Genomic DNA, 26,541 nt, shown 5'->3' on the forward strand with positions numbered 1-26,541 from the left:
TGAAAGAGGTGAAGATTCTTTTTTTATTAAGTGGTACTATATGGAGACATACCTTACCAGAAGGATTCATAGAGGCAGGGCATCAGGTTAAAATTTCAGGAACTATAACTAATGAGAATGTTTTATCACTTATTTTAGAATTCAAACCTGATTTGATTATGAGTATGGGAATGGGGCCAGATCAAACTAGACAGAAACAATTAATTATGAGAAAGTATTCAAAAGCTTTTAAAATACCACATATATATTGGTCAATTGAAGATCCATGGTTTACTAGAAACCTTTCATTACCACTTATACAGACAATGCAGCCCGATTTTGTATTTAGTATATGCCATGAAACTGTAGATTATTTTAATAAAATAGGAATTAGGGCTGCTTATATGAATTTTGGATATGCTCCCAAAATTCATCATGCTGTAAAAGTACAGGAGGAATATAAGAGTTCTATAGCTTTAGTTGCAAATGCCTATCCTTATGTGCTTAAGCGTTATCCAGCCCATTATAGAAATCAATCCATAAAAACATTAATAGTTCCCTTATTAAAAGAGAATATAAGAGTTGACTTTTGGGGAAAAGAATGGGATAAAGTAGGAGATATTTTAGGATGTAATATACCAGGTGAATGGATTCACGGATATTTATCCTATGTAGATGCTAATAAGGTTTATAGTTCAGCTAAAATTGTAATTGGACTTCAAGATTATGAAACTCAGGTTACTCAACGTACTTTTGAAGTTTTAGCTTCACAGGGGCTTTTACTTACAAATGATACAAGTGGAGTAAAAATTTTATTCAATAAAAATAGGGATTTAATTCTTTCCTCTTCTCCCAAAGATACTTTAAATCTCGTGAAATATTACTTAAATAAACCTGCTGAATGTGAAAAAATAGCTAAGAATGGATTAGCTGCTGTAAAGGGAAATAGTTATAAGGATAGAACCCTATATATGCTCGACATATTAAAAAAAGAAAATATAATATAAGGATGCAAATAATAAATAAGGAAATCTTACCTTGGGGTAAGATAGAATTTGGTGCTTTTCTGAAAAGAAAAACTTATATATTTATTATTTATAATGTAAGTTTTGTTTTAGTAATTCACCAACTGTTACAAGTTTAAAACCAAAGGTCTTAAGATTTTTTAAAGCAATATCTGTGCTTTCAGCGGTGTTGTTTCCTGCCAGGTGCATAAGTACTATATCCCCATTTTTAGCTTTTTTCAATATTCTGTTGACTATTACTCTAGTAGGAGGCAGCTTCCAATCTATGGTATCAATGCTCCAATATATACTGTATTTATAGCCAGCTTCACCAACTGCTTCAAATACCTTCTTATTAAATGAGCCAAAGGGTTCTCTAAATAATGGACGAGGATTTATTCCTGTTATTTTTTTTATTACATCTTCTCCTTTTAAAATATTTTCAATAATTTCGTCATTAGGTAGTTTAATCATGTCTGGATGGTCGTAGGAGTGATTTCCAATTTCATGGCCTTCACTATAGATAAGTTTTGCTATATCAGGAAACTTTTCTACCCAAATTCCTGTTAAAAAAAAGGTTGCCTTTACTTTGTGAAATCTTAAAACATTTAATATTTTTAAGGTTTCATTATCTTCAAAACCTGAATCATAAGTAAAAGAAATTTGGTTATGACTCCTAGAACCGTTAAGTATAAGAGTCGATGGAGGATTTGAAACTGATTTAGATAAGTTCAATTTTATCACACCTCTTTTAATATCTAGTGTATATATCTATACATTGATTTTTTTATAATTATAATATGCAAGTAGTTATTTTCAAGTGCTTAATTTTTAGATTATAGCATTATGTTTTAAATAACTTATAGCTATTAAACAGATTTAAGAAATAAAAGTGTAAAAAATATGATATAATGGCATCATATTTTATTTTGTAATAAGGGGGACAAAATGTGAGAGATATGCTTAGTAATTATCTATGCTTTGATGTAGGTGATAAAATTAAGGTAGATGGCAATATATATATTGTAGAAGGATATATTGATTTTTATGATGACAGTGTTGTTTGTTCATGGAGGGAATATAGAATAAAATCTACAGATAATTATCAGGTAAAATGGTTAAGTATTGATAGTGTAAATCATGAGTATGCTATTTATACTGAATGCTGTTATTTAGAAGAAAATATTATAGACAAGGATTACAAAAAAACTGATAGTGGAACAGCAACAGTGACGGAGTATAAAGGTAATGTAGATGTGGATTTTGGAGAAATAGTAAATTATAAAGAGTATGAGGATTATACAGAAGAATTTTTAATATCAATAGAGGATTGGGATGGGGAAAAAGAATATTCAAATGGATACTATATAGATGAAGATGACATTGAGAAAGTAAATCCTCAGAATAATAATAACTATACTAATTTATCACTAGAATCTACAAATGATTTATCTAAAGGAATATCAGGAAAGAAGATTATAGGAATTATAGGTATAATCATAGTGGCTATATTTTTATTAAAACCAGCATCATCAAATTCTAGTAAAAATGAAATTATATCAAAGTATATAAATTCCAATAGTAGTTTTGTTTATGTTACTTCAATAACATCTGATTTAGATAAAAATAAAAAAGCAAATGTATATTCAATAAATAAAACAGTTGAAGGTGCAGCAAAGTTGATAATAGATGGAGTGGAAGGAAAAATAGAGGATGTTCAAGAAAATAAAGAAGATGGAACAGTAATAATAACTACCAATGATGAATTAGCATTAATATATACCAGTGAGAAGTCTGAGATATTGATTCAAGTGAGTTCAAGGGCATATGTGTATTCTAGCAGAAATACACCATATAGAAGTAGATATTCAACAAATAGATATTATAGAAGTTATTATTATAGTCGAGCCTATGATAGGGATAGAAATAGGTATAGCAAATATCCTAATGGCTATAGTGATTATAATGATGAAACTTTTATACCAAATGATAATAATAAATACAAAACATATTATAATAATGGTAACAAATCATCCTCTAGTAGTATAAGGCAAGATAGTATAAATTCTAGAGTATCCTCAGGAGGAGGAACAAGTTCAGGCAAATAAAGAAGGAGGCTTTATAAATGGTAGATATACTAAATACTATAATATATTGTGGAGTAGGAATAATTTTAATGACTTTAGGAACTTATTTAGTGGATTTAGTAATTCCATGTGATTTTCCAACAGAGATAAAAAAGAGAAATGTAGCAGTGGGATATATAATAGCAGGAATTCATATTGGAGTAGGTATAATTTTAAGAAGTGCAATAATGACACCTGCTATATCAGAAGGCAGTACTACATTACTACAAGGAATAACTAGTACAGTAATATATTTTCTCCTTGGTATTGCCATATGTATATTGGCATATTTAGCAATGCACATAGTGCATAAAAAATATAATTTAAACAAGGAAATAGGAGATGGGAATCCATCAGCAGGCTTAATGATTATGGGATTATTTGTAGGACTATCAATAGTAATAAGTGGAGTTATTTATTAGCGTATGTAGGTGATGTAAGTGGATGAAAAAAATAAATTTAATTATAAATTATTAATGATAACAACTTTAATAATTTCAGGATGTTCAATTATTTATGAGGTATTGATTAGTTCTGTAAGTTCATTTTTAGTTGGAGATAGTATAAAACAGTTTTCAATAACAATAGGATTATACATGAGTGCTATGGGACTAGGTTCATATTTGTCCAAGCATATTAAAGTAAAGCTTTTTGATTGGTTTGTTGCTGTAGAAATAGGAGTAGGATTATTAGGGGGAATAAGTACTTTGGTACTGTTCCTCTCAAATATTTATATTGAAAGCTATGAGTTAATAATGTACATAGAAATAATACTAATAGGTACTTTAGTAGGACTAGAGATACCATTATTAACAAGAATTATAGAAGATAATACAAAAGATTTAAGGGTAACTTTATCCAGTATATTTAGCTTTGATTATATAGGTGGATTAATAGGCTCTATAGCTTTTCCTTTAGTTTTGTTGCCTAAGTTTGGATATTTTACTACTGCTTTTTTGGTAGGAGCATTAAATATAATTGTGTCTCTTATTATAATTTATGGATATAAAAAATATATAAAAAATATAAAAGGTTTTAAATTAATATCTATAATATCATTAGTTATAATGGTTGGTGGAACATTTTTTTCTGAGAATTTAGCTAAATCAGTAGAAGGAAAATTATATAGAGATAAAATAATTTTATCACAGCAAACTCAATATCAAAATATTGTGGTTACTAAGCATAAGGATGATTTGAGATTATTTATTGATGGCAATATTCAATTTTCAGCTAGTGATGAATATAGATATCATGAAACCTTAGTTCATATACCTATAAATGTAGCTAAGAAGAGAGAAAAGGTGCTTATATTAGGTGGCGGTGATGGGTTAGCTGTTAGAGAGGTTTTAAAATATGGAGAGGTAAAAAAAATCACATTAGTTGATTTGGACAAAGAAATTGTTAAGTTAAGTAGAACAAATAGCAATATAACAAAGTTAAATCAAAATTCTTTAAACAACAATAAGGTAGAGCTTGTGTATAATGATGCCTTTAAATTTCTTCAAAGTTGTAATGAAGTTTATGATTTAATAATAGTAGATTTACCTGATCCAAATAATGAAAGCTTAAATAAGTTATATACAAATGTATTTTATAGATTGTGTGGAAATAATTTAGCCAGTACAGGTGCAATGTCTATACAATCAACAAGTCCATATTATGCAAAGGAAGCATATTGGTGCATAAATAAGACTATAGAAGAGGAAGGGTTTAATGTAATTCCTTATCATGTAGAGGTGCCATCCTTTGGAGATTGGGGATTTCAATTAGTAACTAAAACTCCTATAGAGACTAAAGATATTAAAGTAAATGTAGAAACAAGATTTTTAAATAGTGAAACTATAGAAAGATTATTTAGGTTTAGTAAGGATGAAATGGTTAATAAGAATAAAATAATAACCAATACCCTAGTAAGGCCGCAGTTATTAGCCTATTATTTAAAGGCTGTTGAGGTGTGGAGATAAATATATTTAATATAAATATAAAAATAGTAGCTTATAATTGTAAATTTCAGCTACTATTTTTTATATTTTATTATAAGTAATGTTGTTAGTAATATTTTTACTTAAATAGATGTAAAACCACCATCAATAAATAATGTTTGTCCAGTAGTGTAACTAGAAGCATCAGAGGCAAAATAAATAGCAGCACCATTTAATTCTCCAGCATTACCAGGTCTTCCAGCAGGACAAATTTCATTATACATTTTTAAGCTACTTTCTTCAAAAAGAGCAGGTGAAGTCATTTCTGTTTCGAAAAGGCTAGGACCAATTGCATTTACGGTTATACCATATTGAGCTAAGGAAGCTGCCATACCTGTAGTTAAGCTTATTACAGCACCTTTTGAAGCATTATAGGCATGAAGTGCTTCATATTTGCCACCAATAACACCACAAACGGAGGCGGTATTTATAATTTTTCCGTATTTTCTTTCTTTCATATGTTTTACAACATGTTTGGACATTAAAAATACGCCTTTTAAATTTGTATTCATAACTCTATTCCACTCAGCCTCATCAATAGAATCAACAGAACCAACGGAATCTACTCCAGCATTATTCATTAAGATATCTATTTTACCGAAGGTATTTAAAATAGTTTTTACAGCAGTAATAACTTCCTTTTCTATTGTAACGTCACATTTTATAGGAAGAGATCTTCTTCCTAGAGATTCTATTTCTTTAGTTAACTTTTGCAATCTTTTATACCTTCTTGCTAGTATTGCTACATCAGCTCCTTGTTCAGCAAAGGCTTTAGCGATTTGAAGTCCTATGCCACTTGAAGCACCAGTAATAATTGCAACTTTCCCTGTTAAATCAAACAAATCACTCATGAAATTCTCTCCTTGTAAATATTAGCTAATACATATATTATACGAGAGATGTTCCTATTGTGAGTAAAAGGAGAGAATATGAAAATAACATTAAAATGTTATCTTTTCAAAATTACCTTTCATATCAGCAATTTCAGCCTGAATATTATCTAAATAAAATAGAGCTAAATGGAAGCCAGTTTGTTCATTATAAATTTGAGTTAATGATGGCATAGTTTCAAAGGCTTTTTTCAAAGCATCTTCTCTATCATCAAAGACAGCAGTACCACTAATTCTAATCCATTGACCCTGTGCATTAGCTGTAGAAATTTCTACATTTTTATTAGCTTGTACTTGTTTATAACAAAGTTTATGATCACCCATTCCAAAATAAAGTTTACCTTCATGCTCCATAAAGAATCCAAAAGGCCTTACTTTTGGTTTGTTGTCCTCCACAGTTGCAAAATAAAAAATAGGATTTTCTGATAAAAAATTTAATACTTTTTCCATTAACGTAACCTCCTTCATAAGTTAACTTTATTTACATGTTAATTTTAATATGCTACAATAAATTTTACAAGTACAATTAATTAGTATAGTTAGTATGCTTTTAGATACTAAAGGAGTGATAACAATGGAAAAAGGTGAAAATTTATTTGGTAAATGTCCTATTACAACTGCACAAAAGGTTATAGGTGGTAAGTGGACACTTATAATTTTATATTATTTAAGCATGGAGACTTTAAGATTTGGTGAACTACAACATAAGATACCTATGTTAACACAAGCAACTCTTACAAAACAGCTTCGTAATCTAGAAAAGTATGGATTGGTAATAAGAAAGGTTTATCCTGAAGTACCTCCCAAGGTGGAGTATTCTCTTTCGGATATTGGGAGAAAGTTTATGCCTGTACTTGATACATTAGCTGTATGGGGGGAAGAATATAAAAACTACTTAAATACTGAAGCTCCTAATTTAAAAGAAGGATAGTTAAAATTAAGAAAATAATAAAAAATAGTAGCTTTCTAATATAAATAAAGCTACTATTTTTATTAAACTACTTACTAAGTATTTCTACTCCATCTTCTGTTACTAATATGGTATGTTCCCATTGTGAAGAAAGGGAGCCATCTCTTGTTAATACTGTCCAATCATCATCAGAATCTATAAATATTTCATAAGAACCTGCATTTATCATAGGCTCTATTGTAAATACCATACCAGGTACTAAAATCATGCCTTCTCCTTTTCTACCAACGTGAGGAACAAAAGGTTCTTCATGAAATTCAAGTCCAACACCATGCCCACCAAAATCTCTTACTACAGAAAATCCATTTTTTGCTGCTAGTTCCTGAACTGCTGCACCTATATCATCTAAAAAGCCCCAAGGTTTTACTGCTTCTATACCTACACGCAAGCATTCTTTTGAAACTTCTACTAATTTTTTTGCTTCTTCAGTGGCTTCGCCGATTATAAACATTCTTGAAGCATCGGAATAATATCCATCTAATATAGTGGATGCATCTATATTTATTATGTCGCCGTTTTTAAGAATTATATTCTCACTTGGAATACCATGGCAAACTTCATCATTTATTGAGGTGCAAACGCTTTTAGGATATCCTTCAAAGTTAAGAGTTGCTGGAATTGCTCCTTGAGATACAGTATAGTCATGAACTAATTTATCAATTTCTTCAGTGCTCATACCTTCTCTTATATTATCTGCAACTAAATCTAGCACAGCATTATTAATTTTGGCACTTTTTCTTATGCCTTCAATTTGTTCTTTAGTTTTAATAATTTCTCTTGGTGGAACTTCAAAACCCTGTTCTGCTAAAAGGGCTAATTTTTCGTCAAATTCAATATGACATTTTTTATACTTTAATCCACTTCCACACCAACATAAGTCATTTCTATTTAAATTCATTCTAACATCTCCTAATAGTATTATAAATTATTTCACTAAAATCTATATTACCATATTTGCTTTATAAATGCACATAATAAAACTATTGTAGATAAATGGGATAAAATTTATTATAAAGATAAATTTTGTAGCAATAATAGTATATGTAGCTATTTATAATAAAGTTAGAAATAAAATAGTAGTTTCTTGTAAAAATGTTAAGTAAATATTATAATGTAATTATAATATTTACTTAACACAATTATATAAATCATTTAATAAATGTTTTGAGAGGGAGAAATATGATTAATATAGGAATTGATTTAGGAACAACTAATAGTTTGGTATCTTATTGGACAGAGAATGGTCCTGTTATTATTCCAAACTCTTTAGGAGAACGTCTTACACCATCTGTAGTAAGTATAGATGATAATGGTGAAGTGCTCATTGGTAAAATTGCGAAGGAAAGGCAGGTAATTCATCCAGAATTAAGTGCTTCTATATTTAAGAGGAATATGGGAAGTAAAAAAATATATAAACTTGGAGATAAAGAATTTTTGCCAGAAGAATTGTCTGCTCTTATATTAAAGGCTTTAAAAGAAGATGCTGAGCACTTTTTAGGAATACCTATTGCAGAAGCAGTAATAAGTGTACCAGCATATTTTAGTGATGCTCAAAGAAAAGCTACAAAAAGAGCAGCGGAATTGGCGGGATTAAAAGTAGATAGATTAGTTACTGAGCCAACAGCAGCAGCACTTGCTTATGGATTACATAATGAAAAGACAGATACTAAGTTTTTAGTATTTGATTTAGGGGGAGGTACCTTTGATGTTTCTATTTTAGAATTATTTGATAACATTATGGAGGTAAGAGCTGTTGCTGGAGATAACTATTTGGGAGGTGAGGATTTTACTGAGGCTTTAGAAAAGTTATTTTTAAAACATAATAATTTAGATTCCAAGGACTTAGATTATAAGAGTTGTGCATTATTAAGGAAGGAAGCAGAGGTAGCAAAAAGAGCTTTAGGTGAAAATAGAATTGTTACTATTAATTGCCCTATCAATGGAGAAACATTGTCTTGTGACATAAACATAGAGGAGTATGAAAAAGCTATAAAGAATTTATTAAATAGACTAAAAGAACCAGTAGAAAGAGCACTAAGTGATGCATCTTTAAAACTTAGTGATATAGAATCTATATTATTGGTAGGTGGTGCTACAAAATTACCTTTGATTAGGCATTTTGTAAGTAAATTGTTTGGTAAGTTAGCTTATGTAAATATTAATCCAGATGAGGTAGTTGCTCTTGGAACAGCGGTACAAGCTGCATTAAAAGGGAAAAATTCAGCTTTTAAAGAAATTATACTTACGGATGTCTGTCCATATACTTTAGGAACTACTATTTCTGTTAAAAAGTCTTATGGATATTATGAAACAGGACATTTCTTTCCTATAATTGAGAGAAATACAACAATACCTGTTAGTAAGGTGGAACGTTTGTATACAATACATGATAATCAAAAAGTAATCAATGTAGAAATATTACAAGGAGAAGCACGTTTATCTAAGGATAATATATATCTTGGTGAATTAAATATACCAGTACCAGCACATAAGGCAGGGGAAGAGGCTATTGATGTTAGATATACCTATGATATTAACGGTATATTGGAAGTAGAAGTAACAGCAGTATCTACTGGTGTAAAACGAAATATTATTATTGAAAAAAATCCTGGATACATGAGTAAAGAAGAAGTTGCAGAACGTATAGAAAGCTTATCCTATCTAAAAATTCATCCTCGTGAGAATCATGAAAATAAGCTTACTATTACAAGAGGAGAGAGATTGTTTGAGGAAAATTTAGGGGTTACTAGACAGGAAATAGGAAGACTTTTAAGTAATTTTGAGGATGTATTACAAAAGCAGGATTTAAAGGAAATAGAAGAAGTTAGAAAAGAAATTAATGAAATATTTGACACTATAGATACTAGGGGGGGATTTTAAATGGACTGTTTTGAAATATTGAATATTAATGAAACAAAAGATACAAAAGAAATTAGACGAGCTTATTCAAAGTTATTAACTAAATATTCACCAGAGGTAGATCCAGAAGGATTTCAAAGATTAAGAGCGGCTTATGAAGAAGCTCTTTTAAAAGCTAAGGAAAATGAAGAAACAGCTAAAAAGGCATTATCTCCTTTAGATGAGTTTATGGAGGAGTTTGAGGAAGTTTATAAATGCTTCCAAAAGAGAGTTAGTGTTGAGTGTTGGACTGAACTATTGGAAAAGGATATTTGCTGCAATATTGATACAGCAGGGGAAGTAAGCAATAAAATTTTAAGATTTATTATGGAATATTATAATTTTCCTCATGAAATATGGCAGTTATTTGATAACTATTTTTCTTGGAGTTCAAAAAAAGACAAGTTATACAATGATTTTCCTAAAAATTTTATTGATTTTGTAATATATAAAATTAATAATAAAAACACTTTACGTTATGAATATTTAAGAGAATGTACAGGAGAAGATGGAGACAACTTTATTACAGAATATAACAAAGCTTATAATGCTTTAGAAGATTATGATTTATATGCTGCTAATAATTCTATTAAGTCTGCAGAAAAAATTTGTCCTAATCATCCAGATTTATTAATATTAATTGGAAGATATTTAACCATTACTGGTGATATGGAAGAGGCTATTAAATTATTTACTGATATTATTAGTAAGGATAAAGAGGATATAGATGCATATTTTTATAAAGGAGACTTATATTTTAGAATTGGTAATTTAAAAGAGGCTTACAATGATTACAAAATGGTACTAAATATAAAATCAGATTCTTTTGGAGCTTTATATGGGATAGGAAAATGCTGCATTGTTTTAAAGAAGTATGAAGAAGCAATAGAATACTTAGAAAAATTATGTGACTTAGCAGATTATAGACAAGATATAAAAATAATTTTAAATTCAGCTTATAATTTTTATAGAGATAGTCTTCTAGAGAACATTGAAGAAGACCCTAAAAATAATGATCTAAAATATAAATTAGCAGAGATTTATTTTAAAACTAATAAAACAGAGGAAAGTTATAATATATTAAGTGAATTAATGCAAAGTACTAATGTTAATAGTGACATGTATGCTTTATATTGCCAAATATTAAGGGATTTAAAAAACATTGAATTAGCTTACAGCACTGTTTGTAAAGCAGTAGATTTATTTAATGATGATTATAAATTGAATTTTATTAAGGCTGATATTTTAGATGAATTTGGAAAATATGAAGAAGCTATTGAACAATATGATAAAATCTTAACTTTTAAGGAAGAAGAGGCTTCAGTTCATAACAATAAATCATATATATATAATATTTTAAATAGACATAATGAGGCTTTAGAATGTGCTGATAAAGCAATAAGTATAGATCCTAATATGGCTCATGCATATAAGAATAGAGCAGCAGCACTGTTAGGACTAGGGCTTTACGAAAACTGTTTAGAAGCTTGTGAACAAGCTTTGAATATTTATCAGTATTTAACAGAAGTTTATGTAATAAAAATGAAGGCATTTATCAATATTAATTTATATGATGAAGCTTTAAGAGTTTATAATAATGCAAATGATTTAGGATTAAAAGACAGTAAATTATATCATGAAAAAGCAAGGGTTTTAATTATTTTGGATAGATTTGAAGAGGCTATCAATTATTGTGATCTTGCTCTTGAAATGGAACCAGATAAATTAGAGTTTATTTATCGTAAAGGACTTTGTTATTATTATGAGGAAGATTATGACAATGCTATAGAATGGTTTGATAATGCCATAAAGCAGGATGAAAGTTATGGAGGATCCTATTATTATAAAACATTGAGTTTTATGTATAGCTCAAGAGAAAAAGAAGCGTTAGAGGTAATAGATAAAACAATTAGTTTAAATATTGAGCATATAGATAGCTTTTATGATTTAAAAGGATTAATAATGAGAAAAGAAGAGAATTATGAAGAAGCTGTTATTCAATATAAAAAAGCTATTAGCTATGAACCAGCTGTAGGTCAGTATTATTATTTATTAGGAGATTCATTAGGTGAACTAGGAAAGTTTGAAGAGGCAATTGAATGTTTTACAAAAGCTATTGAGCTAGATCCAAATCAAGCAGATTGGTATGTTGATATGAGCTATTCTTTATATAATCTTAATAAATACAATGAGTGTATTGAATATTGTAATAAAGCGATTGATATTGATGAAGAATCTGTTGTAGCTCATCAAAATAAAGGTTGGGCATTTTTTAAATTAGAGAATATAAAAGAAGCAGAAGAAGAATGTAACATTGCTTTGAAATTAGATGGAAATAATTCAGGTGTTCTATTGTTAAAACTTAGAATTTTACAATATAAAAAGTTATACGGAGATGCACTTATAGTTTGTGATAGGATGCTGGAACTAAATGAAGATGATGAAAAGGTAAAAGGGATTCGTGAGGATTTACTTAAAGAAATAAATAAGCCTAAGCGTGATAAAAAGGGATTGTTTGGATCTTTATTTAAATAATAAAAAATTCACCATAGGAACGTCTAAAGAGGAGGACTTAATTAATGAAACAATCATATTTTATGAAGGCTTATAAGAAAAGATGGAGATATAGAATTATAGCAATGATGTTTTGCGCATTGGTAACTTTGGGGTTTATAGGTATAGGCATAGAAACATATTATGATAATACAAATAATGCAACTGTAGTTAAAAATCTTGAAGATTATAAAAAAGCTCTTAATAATGAGAGTTATATACAAATTTCATCGGACAAGCTATATGATTTAGATATTGTAGAAACAGAAACAAGAAGCAAATTGGGAATAAAAATATCAGAGGATGTAAAAGCAAGATTTATAGCTATAGAGTTGGATCCATTTATATTACCAGTAGCTCTTCCAAATAAAGAGTATAAAGAACTTATGGCACAAAAAAAAGGTCCTTATATATTAAAAGGAACATTAATCGAATTTGAAGATAGTGAATTAGCAGTTATAAAAGATGCTGTTAACAGAAATAAGGCTGTTTTTAAATTAACTGAAGCACAACCTTATCTTCAATATTTAAAATATGAAAGTCCAATTAATTCAGCTTTAGTCTATTTTGTATGTGCAGGTTTGTGTGTGATATTTGTTTTAACCTTATATATAATAGCTATGAGAAAAAATACTTTAGCATTAAAAAGTCTTAAAAATTTTTCAAATGGAGATATTGAATTTGCATGTGCACAAATTGATAATGAACTAAGTTTATCTAATGTATATAAAAATGGACCTATTATTATAACTAATAATTATATAATTGTAGAAACTCAACAGATTGTATTTGCCCTTCCACTTAGAGAGTTAATGTGGGTATATAAACAAACTGTTAAGAAAAAAGCATATGGTATTATTCCAGCTGGTAAAACAAATAGTATAGTATTTGTTTTTTCAGATAAACATACATATCAGGTTGATTTATTTAGAGGAGAAAAAATAATTGATGAAGTTATTGAATATATGTATAACAATTGCAAAACATCTTTTGTAGGATATTCAGAAGATCTTAAGAATTTATTAAAAAAAGACTATGATGAGTTTATGCACAAATGGAGAATTCATAAGGAAAATTCAAAAAATATGAGTATGTAAAACTAACTCTCAATTGATTTATCCCATAACTGACTTTTTTAATACATCCATTTTTTAAAAGTGAGAGTAAAGATTAGATATGTCCCTGAATAACGATTTCTAAGTTTCAGCAAGAGTAAAGAATTTACTCTGAAGCTTAGAAATCTGTTTATAGTATACTAAATAAAATAAATACTAAAATATTAAATTAGAGCAGATTAATTTCTAGGAGAATTAAAATGGAAAAATGTTATGTATGTAGAAAAGAATTAATAGAAAAACATAATAACTATCATAGATTATGCACGGAATGTGGACAAGTTAATTTAATGGAGAGAGAAAGAAAAGAAGATTTATCAAATTATATTGCTTTAGTTACAGGTGGAAGAATAAAAATAGGTTATTATACATCTTTAAAATTAATTAGGGCAGGAGCTAAAGTAATAGTTACTACAAGATTTCCTTTAAATGCATTGAATACATATTCTCGGGAGAAAGATTTTGAGGAGTGGAAAGAAAATCTTATAATTTATGAAATGAATTTAAAAAAGGTTGGAGAAATAGAATCATTTATACAATATGTCCAAAGTAATTTTCCTAAATTAGATATAATAATAAATAATGCAGCGCAAACCATAAAAAAAAGCAAAAAATATTATGTAGAATTAGAAGCAAAAGAAGAAAAATTACGCTCAATTTATTTAGATAAATGTAAATATCCACAGTTGGGATGTATAAATATAATGAAAAATCCAATATGTAAATTTGGAACAAAAGATATTATAAATCTTCAGGAAACAGAAGATTATAATTCATGGGTTGCAAAACCAGAGGAGATTTCATTATATGAATTTTTAGAAGTGCAAATTATTAATTCAACAGCTCCATTTATGCTTTGTACAAGATTGAAAGAAAGTTTTAAAAAAAGTAACAATATGAATAAATTTATTATAAATGTATCTTCTGTTGAGGGAATGTTTAGTGAAAAGAGAAAATCAAGTAAACACATACATACTAATATGGCCAAAGCATCGTTAAATATGTTAACAAAGTCATTATCAAAGGATTACGCAAAGGATAGAATTTTTATATACAGTGTGGATCCAGGATGGGTCTCAAATCAATTTCCAAAGAATTGGAATGGTGTGTGTGATGAAAAATTTAATGCGCCTCTAACCTATGAAGATGCAGCGGCTAGAATATGTAATCCAATCTTTAAATATTTAAATAGTGAAAGATTAGATGAGTTTGGAGTGCTTTTGAAAGATTACAAAAAACAAGAGTGGTAAAAGGAGTTGTTGGACTCCCTTATTATAAAAAATATACAAGGAGAGGGAGAAAACTATGAAACTTTGCAAAAATAAGTGGTGTATTACTAAAGAACTTTATACAGTAAAAGATAATCAAAAAAAATATGAAATATTTCAATGGAGTATTAATGAGGATATTGAAGACAAACTATTTAATTATAATTTGAATGTAAAAGATTTTAAAAGTTTTACTAATAATTTTTATAAGGAAAAGTTAAAAGAAAAGTTTAAAATTGCTACAGGAGAAGAAACATCTTTTGAAAGAATATTTGTGGAATCTAATGATATTTCCATGAATATCAATGATAAAATTTATCTAATTGTAATGTTTTTTGATGAGATAAATAAAACCTGTTATAAAAACGCAATTGAAGACATTAGTATAAGAATATATCTTAATTTTGTAGATAAATGCTATAAAATAACTAAAAGAACCCCAAAGGTATTAATAAAAAATACCTTTGATAAAAATATATTTGCTTCTATATACAATTATCTTGTTACTGAAATTAAAAAATATGAAGTGTTAGATGATGAAGATAAGGTTAGAAAAATTTTAAACAAATATAAAGTTAGAGTAGATTTTACAAAAAGAAAAAACAGTTATGCATACACTAGTAATCATATTGTTTTAAGTAAAGAAGTAAATTTAAATGAGTTTTTAGTATTTCTTGAAAAAGGGAATAGTATAGTAGTAGAAAATTTTTTAAATTATTTTCCTTATTACGTATTAAATATAGCTGAAATAAGATTTAGACTTCATTTTTATGGTATAAACGGGAAAACCTTGGAACAAATAAATAATTACTATAAGGAAAAAAGACATAAAGAGCCAGATCTGTGTTATTTATTAAAAGAATTAAAGCCAGCAAAACCAAGATATATTATCGATAAATTAAAGAGTATGAAGTATGTAGATATAAATAGGGAAGTAATAGAAAATAAAGAATGTGTGAAATTTAGTATTGATTTAAATAATAGAAATGTACAAAAGAATTATTTAATGGACATTATAAATAGTAGAGGAATGCTTGTTTATAATTATACAAATAGTCATATTAAATATTAACAATGGAGTGGGGAGCGGCCCCAATCTTTCGCGTGGTGCTGAATGTTTTAGTTAAACTACTCCAAAGGTCAAATAAGTAAGAAAAAATCCTAAGTTGAGGTAAGGCTTTAATTACTCTTGACATTGGTATTATAACATATAATTTAGTTAGAAGCTATCCTGCAGAATGAAAAAAATAGTAACATGCAGCTTGGATATAAGTTAGGTGTTGCTATTTTTTTTATTTATCTATAATTAATACTATAAATGTTAACAATTATTAATGAAAAGGTTAACTAGTGTGTTTATTAACAGCTATACTTGAATGTTATAGGAAAATAATGTAAAGTAAATATTTGAGGTGAATTTTATGGGAAACAAAAGATATGTAAAATTAAAAGAAGAGGAATTAAGAAAAAAGCTTAATCCGCTTCAATACAAAGTAACTCAGGAAGGAGCTACGGAAAGACCTTTTGAAAATGAGTATTGGAATAATAAGAAAGAAGGAATATATGTTGACATATGCAGCGGAGAGCCTTTGTTTACATCAAAGGATAAATTTGATTCCGGATGTGGCTGGCCAAGTTTTAGTAAGTCAATAGATAGATCATTAATTAAAGAGAAGGTTGATTTTACATATAATATGCACAGAATAGAAGTAAGAAGTAAACTTTCTGATTCACATTTAGGGCATGTATTTAATGATGGTCCAGAGGAAAAGGGAGGATTAAGGTATTGCATAAATAGTTCAGCACTAAGATTTATACCTGTTGAAGACTTGGAAAAGGAAGGGTATGAAGAATATATAGAACTTTTTCAAAAATAACAATAGGTATTAATATCTGTAAAAAAGAAATACTTTTATTAATTTTAATGAATAAAGGCCTAATATGGGATGAGAATCTATTTAGAAATCATTAATTAAGGGGGATTGGGTTAATGAGTAGAAAGATATTCAGTGCAATTAGCCTTTTAAGTTCAGCACTTCTTTGTAAGATAGAAATGGGGTTTTTTACAGAGTATTTTGTAATGTATGAGGATGTAACTGATGGTGTTGACAATGCATGTGCAATTGGGTTAGCTGGAATAGCAATAGGAATATTATTTTTTATAGCACATATTATATTTGTTATTTGTATATTTACTAAAGCATGGAGTAAGGAAATAAAAAAGATATATTTAAATGAATTAATTATAAATAGAGAAGATAGGTTGGTTAAAAATATAGTAAGAGGAATTACTTACTTACTAATAATCTTTTTTATAATTGCATTATTTAAAGAAGTACATAATAATATTATATTTTTAAAATTTTATAGTCTTTGTATAATATGTATAGCCATATATTCCATATGGATTAATAATATATTGAGAGAAAATTATATAGCTAAAATATGAAGTGGATGTTTTACTACTTACAGAAGTAAGAAAAGTTATACATAGGTATGAGACCTATGTATAACTTTTTTTATAAAAATTTAAGTAAACTCCTAAGTATATTTTTCGATAAGTTCAATATAATTAGATGAATTAATATAATGATTGGCAATGGAGTAAATTGGAATGTGAAAAGTTTATAAACAAAGTAAGAATTCTATTTATAAATGTCTATTATTTTGATATTATAATTAAATAATGATTTATACTAACTGGTCAGTTTAAAAGCTATAATTAAAATTTAATATAAAGGAGGCAAAGCCTATGAAAAATGCTTTAAAAGTATTTAAAAGAGATATGAAAAGCATATTAAAAAATCCTGTAGCCATGATAGTGGTTATAGGAATATGTTTTATTCCGTCTCTTTATGCATGGGTAAATATAAAAGCATGTTGGGATCCATACGAGAATACAAGTACTATTCCAATAGCAATAGTAAACAATGATAAAGGAACAACTTTTAATAATAAAGAAATAAACATAGGTAATGATGTTATAAAAAAATTAAAGGATAATCACAAGATTGGATGGAAATTTGTTAATTCTAAGAAAGCAGAATTAGGAATTGTAGATGGAACATATTATGCTACTATAGAAATTCCAGAGGATTTTTCAAAGGATTTAACAAGCTTAGTATCAGACAAACCTAAAAAACCACAAATAGTATATAAGGTGGATACTAAAACTAACCCAGTAGCAACTAAAATTGCAGGGGCAGCAAAAACAACTTTAATTGATGAGATAACTACTAATTTTATCTCAACAGTTAATGAAACGGTGTTTGATTCTTTCAATGATATGGGAGAAGATTTACAAAAACAAGAGAAAAAGATAATAGAAGTTAAGGATGCCATAATAAAAGCAGATAATAATATGGAATTTATACTTGCTGCATTAAATAATGTTAATGGTAATTCAGCTAATTTATCAAAGTATTTATCTGAACTTAAAACTACTATGCCAGAGATAGTTAAGGGTATTGATGCAATAGGGGCAAACAAACAAAACAATAAAAATTTTTTAACAAATACTCAAGGTACTTTAAATGATGCTTTTGATAATGTGGATTTTAATTTTAACCAAGTTCAAAGTTCTACAGAACGTATACAAGCTTTATTGCAGCAATTAGCCATATCTGGTAGTGAAAACACTACTGTAGATACAAATGCTATATTGTCTAAGATAATTACAGAAATGGATTCAGTTGATAACCGTATTTATAGATTAACCACATTTTTCGAAAATATAAATGATCTTCGTCCTAATAAAGCAGTATCTCAAATAGTGGCTAGTTTAAGAGATATGATGGTAAACTTGAATAAACAAAGAAATGCTTTAGACAAGTTGCAAAAGCAAGTAGGAGAAACTAATGAAGTTAATCAAGAATTAATTAACACAATTAATAATAATATAAGTAATATTCATAGTGACATAAAAAGAGAAATAAATAATTATAATTCACAAGCTAGACCACAATTAAATAATACAGTGAATAATCTTATAAAAGCAACAGATGATGCTTCAAAACTTATTGATCTATCTAAAGGATTAACTACTGAAATAGATAAATTATTGGGTTCAGGAGTAGAAGGAACTGAACTAGCAACGCAGATATCTCGAAAGTTATATGATAGATTAACTGAATATAAAGAGGTCATAGGTAAAATTAGTGATAAATTAAAAACTGTAGATAATAAGGATTTAGTAGAAATAATATCAATACTTCAAAGTAATCCAGAATTTATGGGAGATTTTATATCAAAGCCATTTAATTTGAAAGAACAACCTATATATAAAATACCTAATTACGGTTCAGCAATGACACCAGTATATACAGTACTTGCACTTTGGGTTGGAGGATTAATTTTAACATCTGTATTAAGAACAGATGTAGTAGATTTTGAAGGCAGCGAAAATATAACAATAAGAGAAAAATATTTTGGCAAAATGTTTACATTTATTGCTTTTGCATTGGTACAAGGACTTGTGGTTTCTGTAGGAAATAAGGCTATTCTAGGAGTGTATACGGTAAATACTTTCCTTATGATATTATTTGCCTTAGTTACCTCATTTACTTTTTCAATAATAATATATACTTGTGTAGCATTGCTTGGTAATATAGGTAAAGCTTTAGCCATAGTATTAATGATTGTACAACTCGCAGGAAGTGGTGGAACCTACCCTATACAAGTCGACCCTATGTTTTTTAGAGTTCTTCAGCCATTCTTCCCATTTACTTATGCTGTTGGAGGATTTAGGGAGGCTATAGCAGGACCTCTTGTATCAAGTGTGGTATTAGATTTTATAGTGTTAATTGTAATGGCAGCAATTTTTATTGTTATAGGATATTTATTGAAATCTCCATTGCATCATAAGGTAAGTAAATTTGAAGCTAAGTTCAAAGAATCAGGTATTTCAGAGTAAAGGAGGGATAAGCATGAAAAAAGTTTTTAAGGTTTTTAGAAATGATTTAAAAAGTATAATAAAAAATCCAGTAGCATTATTTATAATTACAGGATTATGTATTCTTCCTTCACTGTATGCTTGGATCAACATAAAGGCATGTTGGGACCCTTATGCCAATACAGGAAATTTGCCAGTTGCAGTAGTTAATAATGATGAAGGTGCAATATTTAATGGAAAATCTATTAATGTAGGAAATGAAGTGGTGGATTCGCTTAAGAAAAATAAGAATATTGGGTGGATATTTGAGGATGAATGGCAGGCAAACAGTGGACTAAACGAGGGAAAATATTATGCTATGATAGAAATACCAGCAAACTTTTCAAAAGGATTAATAAGCTTAGCAAGCACAAATCCTCAGAAACCTAACATAATATATAAAGCAAATGAAAAGGCTAATGCGATAGCTACAAAAATTACCAATGCTGCCAAGGAGAGTGTGGCAAGGGAAATAAAGGTTAACTTTGTAGATACAGTAAATGAAAAAGCTTTTGAAAAGTTGAATACTGTAGGAGGAGAATTAGAAACTCATAAACCTGAAATATTACAATTAAATGATATTTTAAATAGTTCTATTGGTGAATTAGAAAAAGTTAAAAATCATATAAATAAGGCAAATGAGAATTCTGCAAGCTTACAGAAGTATTTAAAAACTGTACAAAATGATATACCAACATTAACAAATCAGATAAATACTCTTCAAAAAGCAACTAATGAAAGTAAAAACCTTATGATGGCAACACAACAAACAGTGAACTCTTTAGGTGGAAATATAAATAGTGATATAATGCAAATTCAATCATCTAATAAAAAGGTTCAAGATCTAATAAATGAGTTAAAAAAATTAAATAATACATCAGGGGATTTAACACAAATAATAAAGGATACTGAGGGCATAGATAGGTTACTTGGCACAATGGATAATTTAATAGATTCAAGAATTAAAATATTAGAAGCGCTTAATGATTTGAAAAATAGTAAAGGTATTTTTAAATTTATAGATTCATTAAAGAAATTAGATAAGGCTATAAAGGATGCAAAAAATATTTCAAGTAATATAAGTTCTTCTGCTAAAAGTGGAACTGCAACTAAAGAACATATAGATGAAATGTTAAATATATTATCTACAACAAGTAATGGAATTTCAGATTTGGTTAGTGCTTCATCAGATTCTCTTTACTCAGGACTTATTCCTACATTAAACAGTATTGGGGATGGAATAACTACAGGTTTAAATAATGCAGATGAAGTTTTAGATAGTATAAAGGTTATAGTACCTCAGCTTAATGCTTTGGCTAAGTTTGGAGTAGCAACTAGTGAAGTGGCTATTGATGAAGGTAATAGAATAAATGATAAACTTACAACTTTCCAAGGAGATTTAAATAAATTAACAGATAAAACAAAAGATTTAACAGAAGAAAACTTAAATGAAATATTGGATATGATGGAAAAAAATCCAGACGAAATGGCTTCTTTTATATCTTCACCAATAAAAGTAATAGAAAAAGAAGTTTATGATGCTGGAATATTTGGGGTTGGATTAACACCATTTTATACAGTACTTGCGATTTGGGTTGGTGCATTATTATCTTCAGCATTACTATCAGTAGAATGTGAAGAAGAATTCAAAGAGAAAGAGAAAATAAATTTGTGGCAAGAACATTTTGGAAAGATGTTATTATTTTTATCTATAGTAATAATACAAGCTATTATTGTTACTTTAGGAGATGTATATATATTAGGTGTAAATGCAGCTGATAAAAAACTTATGTTAAATTTGGCAGTGCTAACAGCAGTTGCCTTTACAATTATAATATATACTTTAGTTTCTATGTTCGGTAATGTAGGAAAAGCTGTAGCAGTAATAATAATGGTATTTCAAATAGCTGGAGCTGGTGGTATATATCCAATACAAACTAATCCAGAGATTTTTGGAAGATTACAATTTTTATGGCCATTTACTTATGCAATAAATGGATTTAGAGAGGCAATAGCAGGTCCTATATGGGAAAGTGTTAATAAGAATTTATATGCATTATGTATTTTTGCAGTTGGTTTTTTAGTTTTAGTCATTTTAAAGGCACCTATTCGCAAGTTATCATATTATATGGATAATAAATTTAGAGAATCAGGACTTTAAAAAAACCAAAAATTTCATATTAATATTGTGTATTTTTAAAAGAAATTTGCACATATTAATAGTGTAAGGAACATAACGGTTGAGCGAAGACTTATGTGTGCTTTTTAAATAAGGTATATATAGGTCGACCAAAGATTGTTATAATGGTCATTAAAAATGGCTGTTATATAGTCAGAGGGAAGATTTTATAGGGTGGGGAAAAGTTTTATTATAGTCGATATTATATTGATTATAATAGGATTCCAACTTATTCTATAAGGTCGAGTTAAGATCATTCAGAGTATTGAATTGATTCTATACAGCCGAAAGGTTGTGTAGGGTTGAATAAATATTCTGCATGGTTGAACGAACCATGATTATAGGTTGTGATTTGCTTTATTATAGTCGAAAGATTATATTGAGGTAATAAGCTATCTATAATTGTGTAAGGTAGATCGTTATATTCTTTAACTTAATTAAAATTTAAAAATAAATTTTAATTAAAAAGGAAGGAAACGGATTCATTATAGTAAATCAACTATAGTGAATGCGTTTCTTTTTTATGTTCTTTAGTTAGGAATATAGAACTTTGAGACTGTTCTTGCTTGACTGTTTTAAAAAACAATGCTAAAATAGTTTAAAAATGACATTGAGGAAGTTATTACCAGTACACAAATAGGGGTGATTTTTGTGAAACTTGCTGAAGCTTTAATTTTAAGATCGGATTTTCAAAAAAGAATAGAACAACTTAAAAATAGACTTACAAGTAATGCTAAGGTTCAAGAAGGGGACAATCCTATGGAATCTCCAGAATTGTTACTTCAGGAGCTGGATAGATGTTTGAAGGAAGTAACAGATATAATAAAAAGAATAAATAAAACAAATTCCCAAACGAAATTTAATGATAATATGACTCTAGCAGATGCATTAGCAGAAAGAGAAGGAATCTGGGACAAGAGGCTTATACTTGCTCATTTAGTAGAGGCTGCAACAGTAAGGCAAGATAGGTATAGTAGATCAGAAGTGAAATTTTTTAGTACAATAAATGTTAGTGAAACACAAAAGAAAATAGATGATTTGTCAAAAGAATTTAGGATAATAGATACAAAAATTCAAGGATTAAATTGGAATGTAGATTTGTTGTAATAAAAGGATTTCTAAAGTGGTAACTAAAATTTATAAGGTGAGTACAGACCCGCCAACAGGGAAAGTTGGATGATGGCTTAGCATTGGGGCAATGTCAGTGGTTCGAATCCGCAGTTAACAAATTATGCCCATTAATGTAACATGAGTACAAATAGAATGTAAATGTAACTACCATGTACTAATTATAATTTTAGCTAGGGTGGGAATGGGGAATTTTTAAATATAATTTGATCTATATTAAAAAGGTATTATCAAGGTTTTAAACTTTCATAGTACCTTTTACTTTTTGAAATTAATGTAATAAGTTACTTTTAGTTGAAATTAGTAGTAATTTGAGATAAAATATACTTAAATTGTATTCATTTGTTATTAGTTTTAAATTAGGATTATATTATATTTTGACGTTGAGAGGAAGTATGTATTGTATATTAAAATATTTGTATTAGGTTAATTAGATGAGGTTATTTTTACTTCTTCCGAAAGGAGACATTTTAATGATTAATATAATGATATGTGACGATTGTTTAGAAATAAGGAATGCTATAAGTAATATAATCAATGACTTCTATAAAAACATTAATTTTAAAGAGTTTAATATAGTAAGTTTTGATAATTCCGATGATAGCATTGATTATGTTAAAAAAAATACTAATAAAAAAAACATATATTTATTAGATATTGACTTAAATGAAGATAAAAATGGTTTAATGCTAGGACAAGAAATAAGAAAATTAGATAATTATTTAGGTGAGATGATATTTGTAACTAACTATTCTCACATGGGATTTAAGGTTTTTCAGTATAAGTTAAGAGTTTTGGATTTTATTGACAAAAATTGTAATTTTGAAAAGAAATTAAGAGAAAGTATTTTAATTGCTACTAATATATTGAATAAAAAAGAAAGTGGACAGGCAGAGAAAAGGTTACAGGTAAAAGTAGAATCACAAATATACAATGTATTATTTAAAGACATAAATTATATAGAAACTATAAAAAATAGCCGTAAAGTTGTGTTATATACATCTAATAGTAGATTAGAGTTTTATGACACATTAAAGAATTTAAGCAGTCTATTAGATGATAATTTTATTCAGATTCACAGAACAACTATAGTTAATAAAAATTATATAAAAAATGTATGTAAAAATTATAATAATCCATGCGTTATATTAAAAGATGGTGCTAAATGTATGATGTCTAGAAGTGGATTAAAAGAAGTGATGAAACATTGGATATAATAGCAATTTGCATTTTATATTATACTGTATGTATATATATTGCATACAAGTTAAATGGATGGGAAGCTGAAATAAATTTATCTAATTGTTTAATAGTAATTGTTCTGTCTACAGCATTTAATTTTTTGATAAAGATACCATTTTTTCATGATATAAAAATGATATTATCCACTACAGGTCTTTGTTTTATTTTTAAAATATATTTTAAAAAGGATATTTTTGAAATATTGAAAACTGTTTTTTTTATAATTTTAATAATGTTGGTTTCAGAAATGATGGTGGCGGCAGTTTGTGTTAATGTACTAAATATTGATTTTAGTAAATTATATAATGGAATTATAATGAATGTAATATTAAATGTTATAGTAGACATTATCTCTGTATTGGTGGCTTGCTTAAAAGAAAAAATTATAAAATGTTATAGTATAAAAAATCATGATAATTTATTTAATATATTTTTTATGATTTCTATAATAAATATACTTATATTAAGCTATTTTATGTTGTATAAAAATTTAAGTACTATAGTGTTTTATATAACATTTACGATTTCAATATTGTATGCTATTGTAGTATTTATATTTATACAAAAAGATTTTACAATTAATAAAAAGGAAGAGGAGTATGAAAAATTAAAATTATATACAAATATAATAGAAGATCTAGTTAATGATACAGCAAAATTTAAACATGATTTTAACAATATAATGTTTATGATAAAAGGATATTTAGATGATGATAATTTAGTAGGGTTGAAGGAGCATTTTGGTGATAAAAAATTACAAGAAGGTAAGTTTTCAGATATTTTAAAATTAAAAAAAATAAAAAATGCTGGTTTAAAAGGGTTATTAACTTATAAGGTAACAACTATAGAATCTAATAAAGTAAAAGTTTATATAGAGGTATTAAACGATATAGATAAAATACATATAGACATTGTAGATTTATGTAGGATTTTAGGAATACTTATAGATAATGCCTATGAAGCAGCTAAGAATAGTAAGGATAGATTTATATCTATAACATTTATGCAGGATGAGACTTTAAATATAACTATATTAAATAGTTGTAATGATAATATAAATGTACCTAATATATATAAATTAGGATATTCAACCAAAGGAGCCAATCGCGGAATAGGGCTACATAATGTAAGAGACATAATAGATGAAAAATATGACAATGTTTTATTACAGACGAATTTTAATGAAGACGTGTTTATACAAGAGTTGTATATAAAATAAATCTTAGCTTTAGATGAAGTTTACTTAAAGTAATAACTTCTGTCTGAAGCTAAGATTTATTTATTTAGGGGAATAGTCCCCAGATAAAAGATAAATAGTTTTTTATTTATCCTTTTTTAATAATGATTCTGGCATTTTAGGTTGTCCTATAAATAAAGGAACACAGGACTTAGTTGAAGTTTTTGCTACATCTGTTGATAGATTGCTTAGTTTAGTAGCTAAAAATTTAGAAAATTTACTTGAAGTATTCATAATTATTGTACCTCCTTTTAAAAATTTTATAGGTAACAGGACATATTAGTATTCCTTGTACCCATAATATATAAATAAATATATTAGAAAAAAATATATTTTTTAAACTTATTGATAATATAAAATATATGGTTACAGTAATTAAACTTTTTATTCTTAGCCTTTTTCTAACACAAGGATCTACATAGGGTTTCTCTTCTGTATCAGCTGGTGAATATTTATTGTATAAATATAATGAGGTTAAAAATATACATGCTTTAATAACTATATTGCATTCTGTATATAAGGATAAATATACTGATGTAAATATGGTTATTAAAGTTGATAAGAGGCAAGTCCAACTTTTAGTAGCATGGATTCCTCCAGAAAAACATCGCAAAATACCCCAAATTATAATAGTATACATAGCATATCTAGCTACTCCTAAGAAATATGCTATCATTAAGATAATTGGAAATTTAGCAAAGTTAGCATATAGAACTTCGATTCCATATCGTATAATTTCCAAGTCATCTTCTGTCTTATCTGGTAATGTGCTTTTTACGTAATTAGATACTTTCATGCTAAAATTTTCTGATAAACTCATACAAACTACATCCTTTTATTATTTATTATACATAAAATTTAACATATATATAGTTAAATGTCAACAAAAATGTATTAAACAATACTAATATGCATTAAAATGTTATTTAATACATAATATAGACCAATGGGCTAATCAATGTATAATTTTATCTAAAATAGGTATATTATTGAAGATGCGGGGTTAAATAAATAAAATTTTAAATATACAAAGGGGA

23 protein-coding genes are annotated in these 26,541 nt (G+C 27.6%); 17 read left to right on the forward strand and 6 right to left on the reverse strand.

What is annotated here, in order from left to right; genetic code table 11:
- Positions 1 to 8: 8 nt before the first annotated feature.
- The gene (locus T514_RS24340) at positions 9 to 986 is read left to right on the forward strand and encodes a CgeB family protein (protein ID WP_034868756.1); all 978 of its coding nucleotides are present in this window, start codon (positions 9 to 11) and stop codon (positions 984 to 986) included.
- An 84-nt stretch (positions 987 to 1,070) separates the two neighbouring features.
- Here T514_RS24340 and T514_RS24345 read toward each other — a convergent pair whose 3' ends face one another.
- Positions 1,071 to 1,718 (reverse strand): polysaccharide deacetylase family protein, encoded by a 648-nt coding sequence (locus tag T514_RS24345; RefSeq protein WP_051541985.1) that lies wholly within the window; start codon positions 1,716 to 1,718, stop codon positions 1,071 to 1,073.
- A 224-nt stretch (positions 1,719 to 1,942) separates the two neighbouring features.
- On the opposite strand from T514_RS24345, the gene T514_RS0109825 reads away from it, so the two are divergent.
- Genes T514_RS0109825 through T514_RS0109835 form a run of 3 tightly spaced genes read left to right on the forward strand, consistent with a single transcriptional unit; the run spans position 1,943 to position 5,076 of the window.
- Positions 1,943 to 3,091, forward strand: a complete 1,149-nt coding sequence (locus T514_RS0109825; protein WP_034868760.1) for a DUF4178 domain-containing protein — start codon at positions 1,943 to 1,945, stop codon at positions 3,089 to 3,091.
- A 17-nt stretch (positions 3,092 to 3,108) separates the two neighbouring features.
- Positions 3,109 to 3,531, forward strand: a complete 423-nt coding sequence (locus tag T514_RS0109830) for a DUF350 domain-containing protein (RefSeq protein ID WP_027624620.1) — start codon at positions 3,109 to 3,111, stop codon at positions 3,529 to 3,531.
- 18 nt (positions 3,532 to 3,549) lie between these two features.
- A complete protein-coding gene (locus tag T514_RS0109835) occupies positions 3,550 to 5,076 on the forward strand; it encodes a polyamine aminopropyltransferase (protein ID WP_027624621.1) in 1,527 nt (508 codons plus the stop codon).
- A 101-nt stretch (positions 5,077 to 5,177) separates the two neighbouring features.
- On the opposite strand, the gene T514_RS0109840 is transcribed toward T514_RS0109835, so the two are convergent.
- Both T514_RS0109840 and T514_RS0109845 read right to left on the reverse strand, forming a co-directional pair.
- On the reverse strand, positions 5,178 to 5,945 hold the full coding sequence (locus T514_RS0109840; protein WP_027624622.1) for an SDR family NAD(P)-dependent oxidoreductase: 768 nt from the start codon (positions 5,943 to 5,945) through the stop codon (positions 5,178 to 5,180).
- A 90-nt stretch (positions 5,946 to 6,035) separates the two neighbouring features.
- Complete coding sequence (locus T514_RS0109845; RefSeq protein ID WP_027624623.1) at positions 6,036 to 6,434, reverse strand: pyridoxamine 5'-phosphate oxidase family protein; 399 nt, start codon at positions 6,432 to 6,434, stop codon at positions 6,036 to 6,038.
- A gap of 124 nt (positions 6,435 to 6,558) precedes the next feature.
- Here T514_RS0109845 and T514_RS0109850 point away from each other — a divergent pair, with 124 nt between their 5' ends.
- A complete protein-coding gene (locus T514_RS0109850) occupies positions 6,559 to 6,915 on the forward strand; it encodes a winged helix-turn-helix transcriptional regulator (RefSeq protein WP_027624624.1) in 357 nt (118 codons plus the stop codon).
- A gap of 67 nt (positions 6,916 to 6,982) precedes the next feature.
- On the opposite strand, the gene T514_RS0109855 is transcribed toward T514_RS0109850, so the two are convergent.
- A complete protein-coding gene (locus T514_RS0109855) occupies positions 6,983 to 7,852 on the reverse strand; it encodes a methionyl aminopeptidase (RefSeq protein ID WP_027624625.1) in 870 nt (289 codons plus the stop codon).
- Between the two features lie 281 nt (positions 7,853 to 8,133).
- Here T514_RS0109855 and T514_RS0109860 point away from each other — a divergent pair, with 281 nt between their 5' ends.
- The 12 genes from T514_RS0109860 to T514_RS0109915 all read left to right on the forward strand — a co-directional run bounded on the left by T514_RS0109860 (position 8,134) and on the right by T514_RS0109915 (position 25,486).
- A complete protein-coding gene (locus tag T514_RS0109860; protein ID WP_027624626.1) occupies positions 8,134 to 9,834 on the forward strand; it encodes a molecular chaperone HscC in 1,701 nt (566 codons plus the stop codon).
- Positions 9,835 to 12,387: a J domain-containing protein gene (locus tag T514_RS0109865; protein WP_027624627.1), complete on the forward strand. Its 2,553-nt coding sequence runs from the start codon at positions 9,835 to 9,837 to the stop codon at positions 12,385 to 12,387.
- A gap of 44 nt (positions 12,388 to 12,431) precedes the next feature.
- Positions 12,432 to 13,502 carry a DUF6709 family protein gene (locus T514_RS0109870; RefSeq protein WP_027624628.1) on the forward strand — a complete coding sequence of 357 codons (1,071 nt, stop codon included), beginning with the start codon at positions 12,432 to 12,434 and terminating at the stop codon, positions 13,500 to 13,502.
- 218 nt (positions 13,503 to 13,720) lie between these two features.
- Positions 13,721 to 14,770: an SDR family oxidoreductase gene (locus T514_RS0109875; RefSeq protein ID WP_051541986.1), complete on the forward strand. Its 1,050-nt coding sequence runs from the start codon at positions 13,721 to 13,723 to the stop codon at positions 14,768 to 14,770.
- Positions 14,771 to 14,825: 55 nt separating this feature from the next.
- Positions 14,826 to 15,860 carry a hypothetical protein gene (locus T514_RS0109880; protein ID WP_027624630.1) on the forward strand — a complete coding sequence of 345 codons (1,035 nt, stop codon included), beginning with the start codon at positions 14,826 to 14,828 and terminating at the stop codon, positions 15,858 to 15,860.
- 349 nt (positions 15,861 to 16,209) lie between these two features.
- Positions 16,210 to 16,665 (forward strand): peptide-methionine (R)-S-oxide reductase MsrB, encoded by a 456-nt coding sequence (msrB, locus tag T514_RS0109885; RefSeq protein ID WP_027624631.1) that lies wholly within the window; start codon positions 16,210 to 16,212, stop codon positions 16,663 to 16,665.
- A gap of 113 nt (positions 16,666 to 16,778) precedes the next feature.
- Positions 16,779 to 17,237, forward strand: a complete 459-nt coding sequence (locus tag T514_RS0109890) for a hypothetical protein (protein WP_027624632.1) — start codon at positions 16,779 to 16,781, stop codon at positions 17,235 to 17,237.
- A gap of 303 nt (positions 17,238 to 17,540) precedes the next feature.
- Positions 17,541 to 19,700: a YhgE/Pip domain-containing protein gene (locus T514_RS0109895; protein ID WP_027624633.1), complete on the forward strand. Its 2,160-nt coding sequence runs from the start codon at positions 17,541 to 17,543 to the stop codon at positions 19,698 to 19,700.
- A gap of 13 nt (positions 19,701 to 19,713) precedes the next feature.
- On the forward strand, positions 19,714 to 21,879 hold the full coding sequence (locus T514_RS0109900) for a YhgE/Pip domain-containing protein (RefSeq protein WP_027624634.1): 2,166 nt from the start codon (positions 19,714 to 19,716) through the stop codon (positions 21,877 to 21,879).
- Positions 21,880 to 22,548: 669 nt separating this feature from the next.
- Complete coding sequence (locus T514_RS0109905) at positions 22,549 to 23,004, forward strand: DIP1984 family protein (RefSeq protein ID WP_027624635.1); 456 nt, start codon at positions 22,549 to 22,551, stop codon at positions 23,002 to 23,004.
- A 494-nt stretch (positions 23,005 to 23,498) separates the two neighbouring features.
- Positions 23,499 to 24,242, forward strand: coding sequence for a LytR/AlgR family response regulator transcription factor (locus T514_RS0109910; RefSeq protein ID WP_027624636.1), 744 nt, complete (start codon positions 23,499 to 23,501; stop codon positions 24,240 to 24,242).
- Positions 24,233 to 25,486 carry a sensor histidine kinase gene (locus T514_RS0109915; RefSeq protein WP_051541987.1) on the forward strand — a complete coding sequence of 418 codons (1,254 nt, stop codon included), beginning with the start codon at positions 24,233 to 24,235 and terminating at the stop codon, positions 25,484 to 25,486. The genes T514_RS0109910 and T514_RS0109915 overlap by 10 nt, the downstream gene beginning before the upstream one ends.
- A gap of 102 nt (positions 25,487 to 25,588) precedes the next feature.
- Here T514_RS0109915 and T514_RS26105 read toward each other — a convergent pair whose 3' ends face one another.
- Both T514_RS26105 and T514_RS0109925 read right to left on the reverse strand, forming a co-directional pair.
- Positions 25,589 to 25,738 (reverse strand): cyclic lactone autoinducer peptide, encoded by a 150-nt coding sequence (locus tag T514_RS26105; RefSeq protein ID WP_084284474.1) that lies wholly within the window; start codon positions 25,736 to 25,738, stop codon positions 25,589 to 25,591.
- Positions 25,722 to 26,324: an accessory gene regulator ArgB-like protein gene (locus tag T514_RS0109925; protein WP_027624638.1), complete on the reverse strand. Its 603-nt coding sequence runs from the start codon at positions 26,322 to 26,324 to the stop codon at positions 25,722 to 25,724. The genes T514_RS26105 and T514_RS0109925 overlap by 17 nt, the downstream gene beginning before the upstream one ends.
- Positions 26,325 to 26,541 lie beyond the last annotated feature (217 nt).

Origin of the sequence: Clostridium lundense DSM 17049 (assembly GCF_000619945.1) — a bacterium.
Classification (GTDB): Bacteria; Bacillota; Clostridia; order Clostridiales; family Clostridiaceae; genus Clostridium_AO; species Clostridium_AO lundense.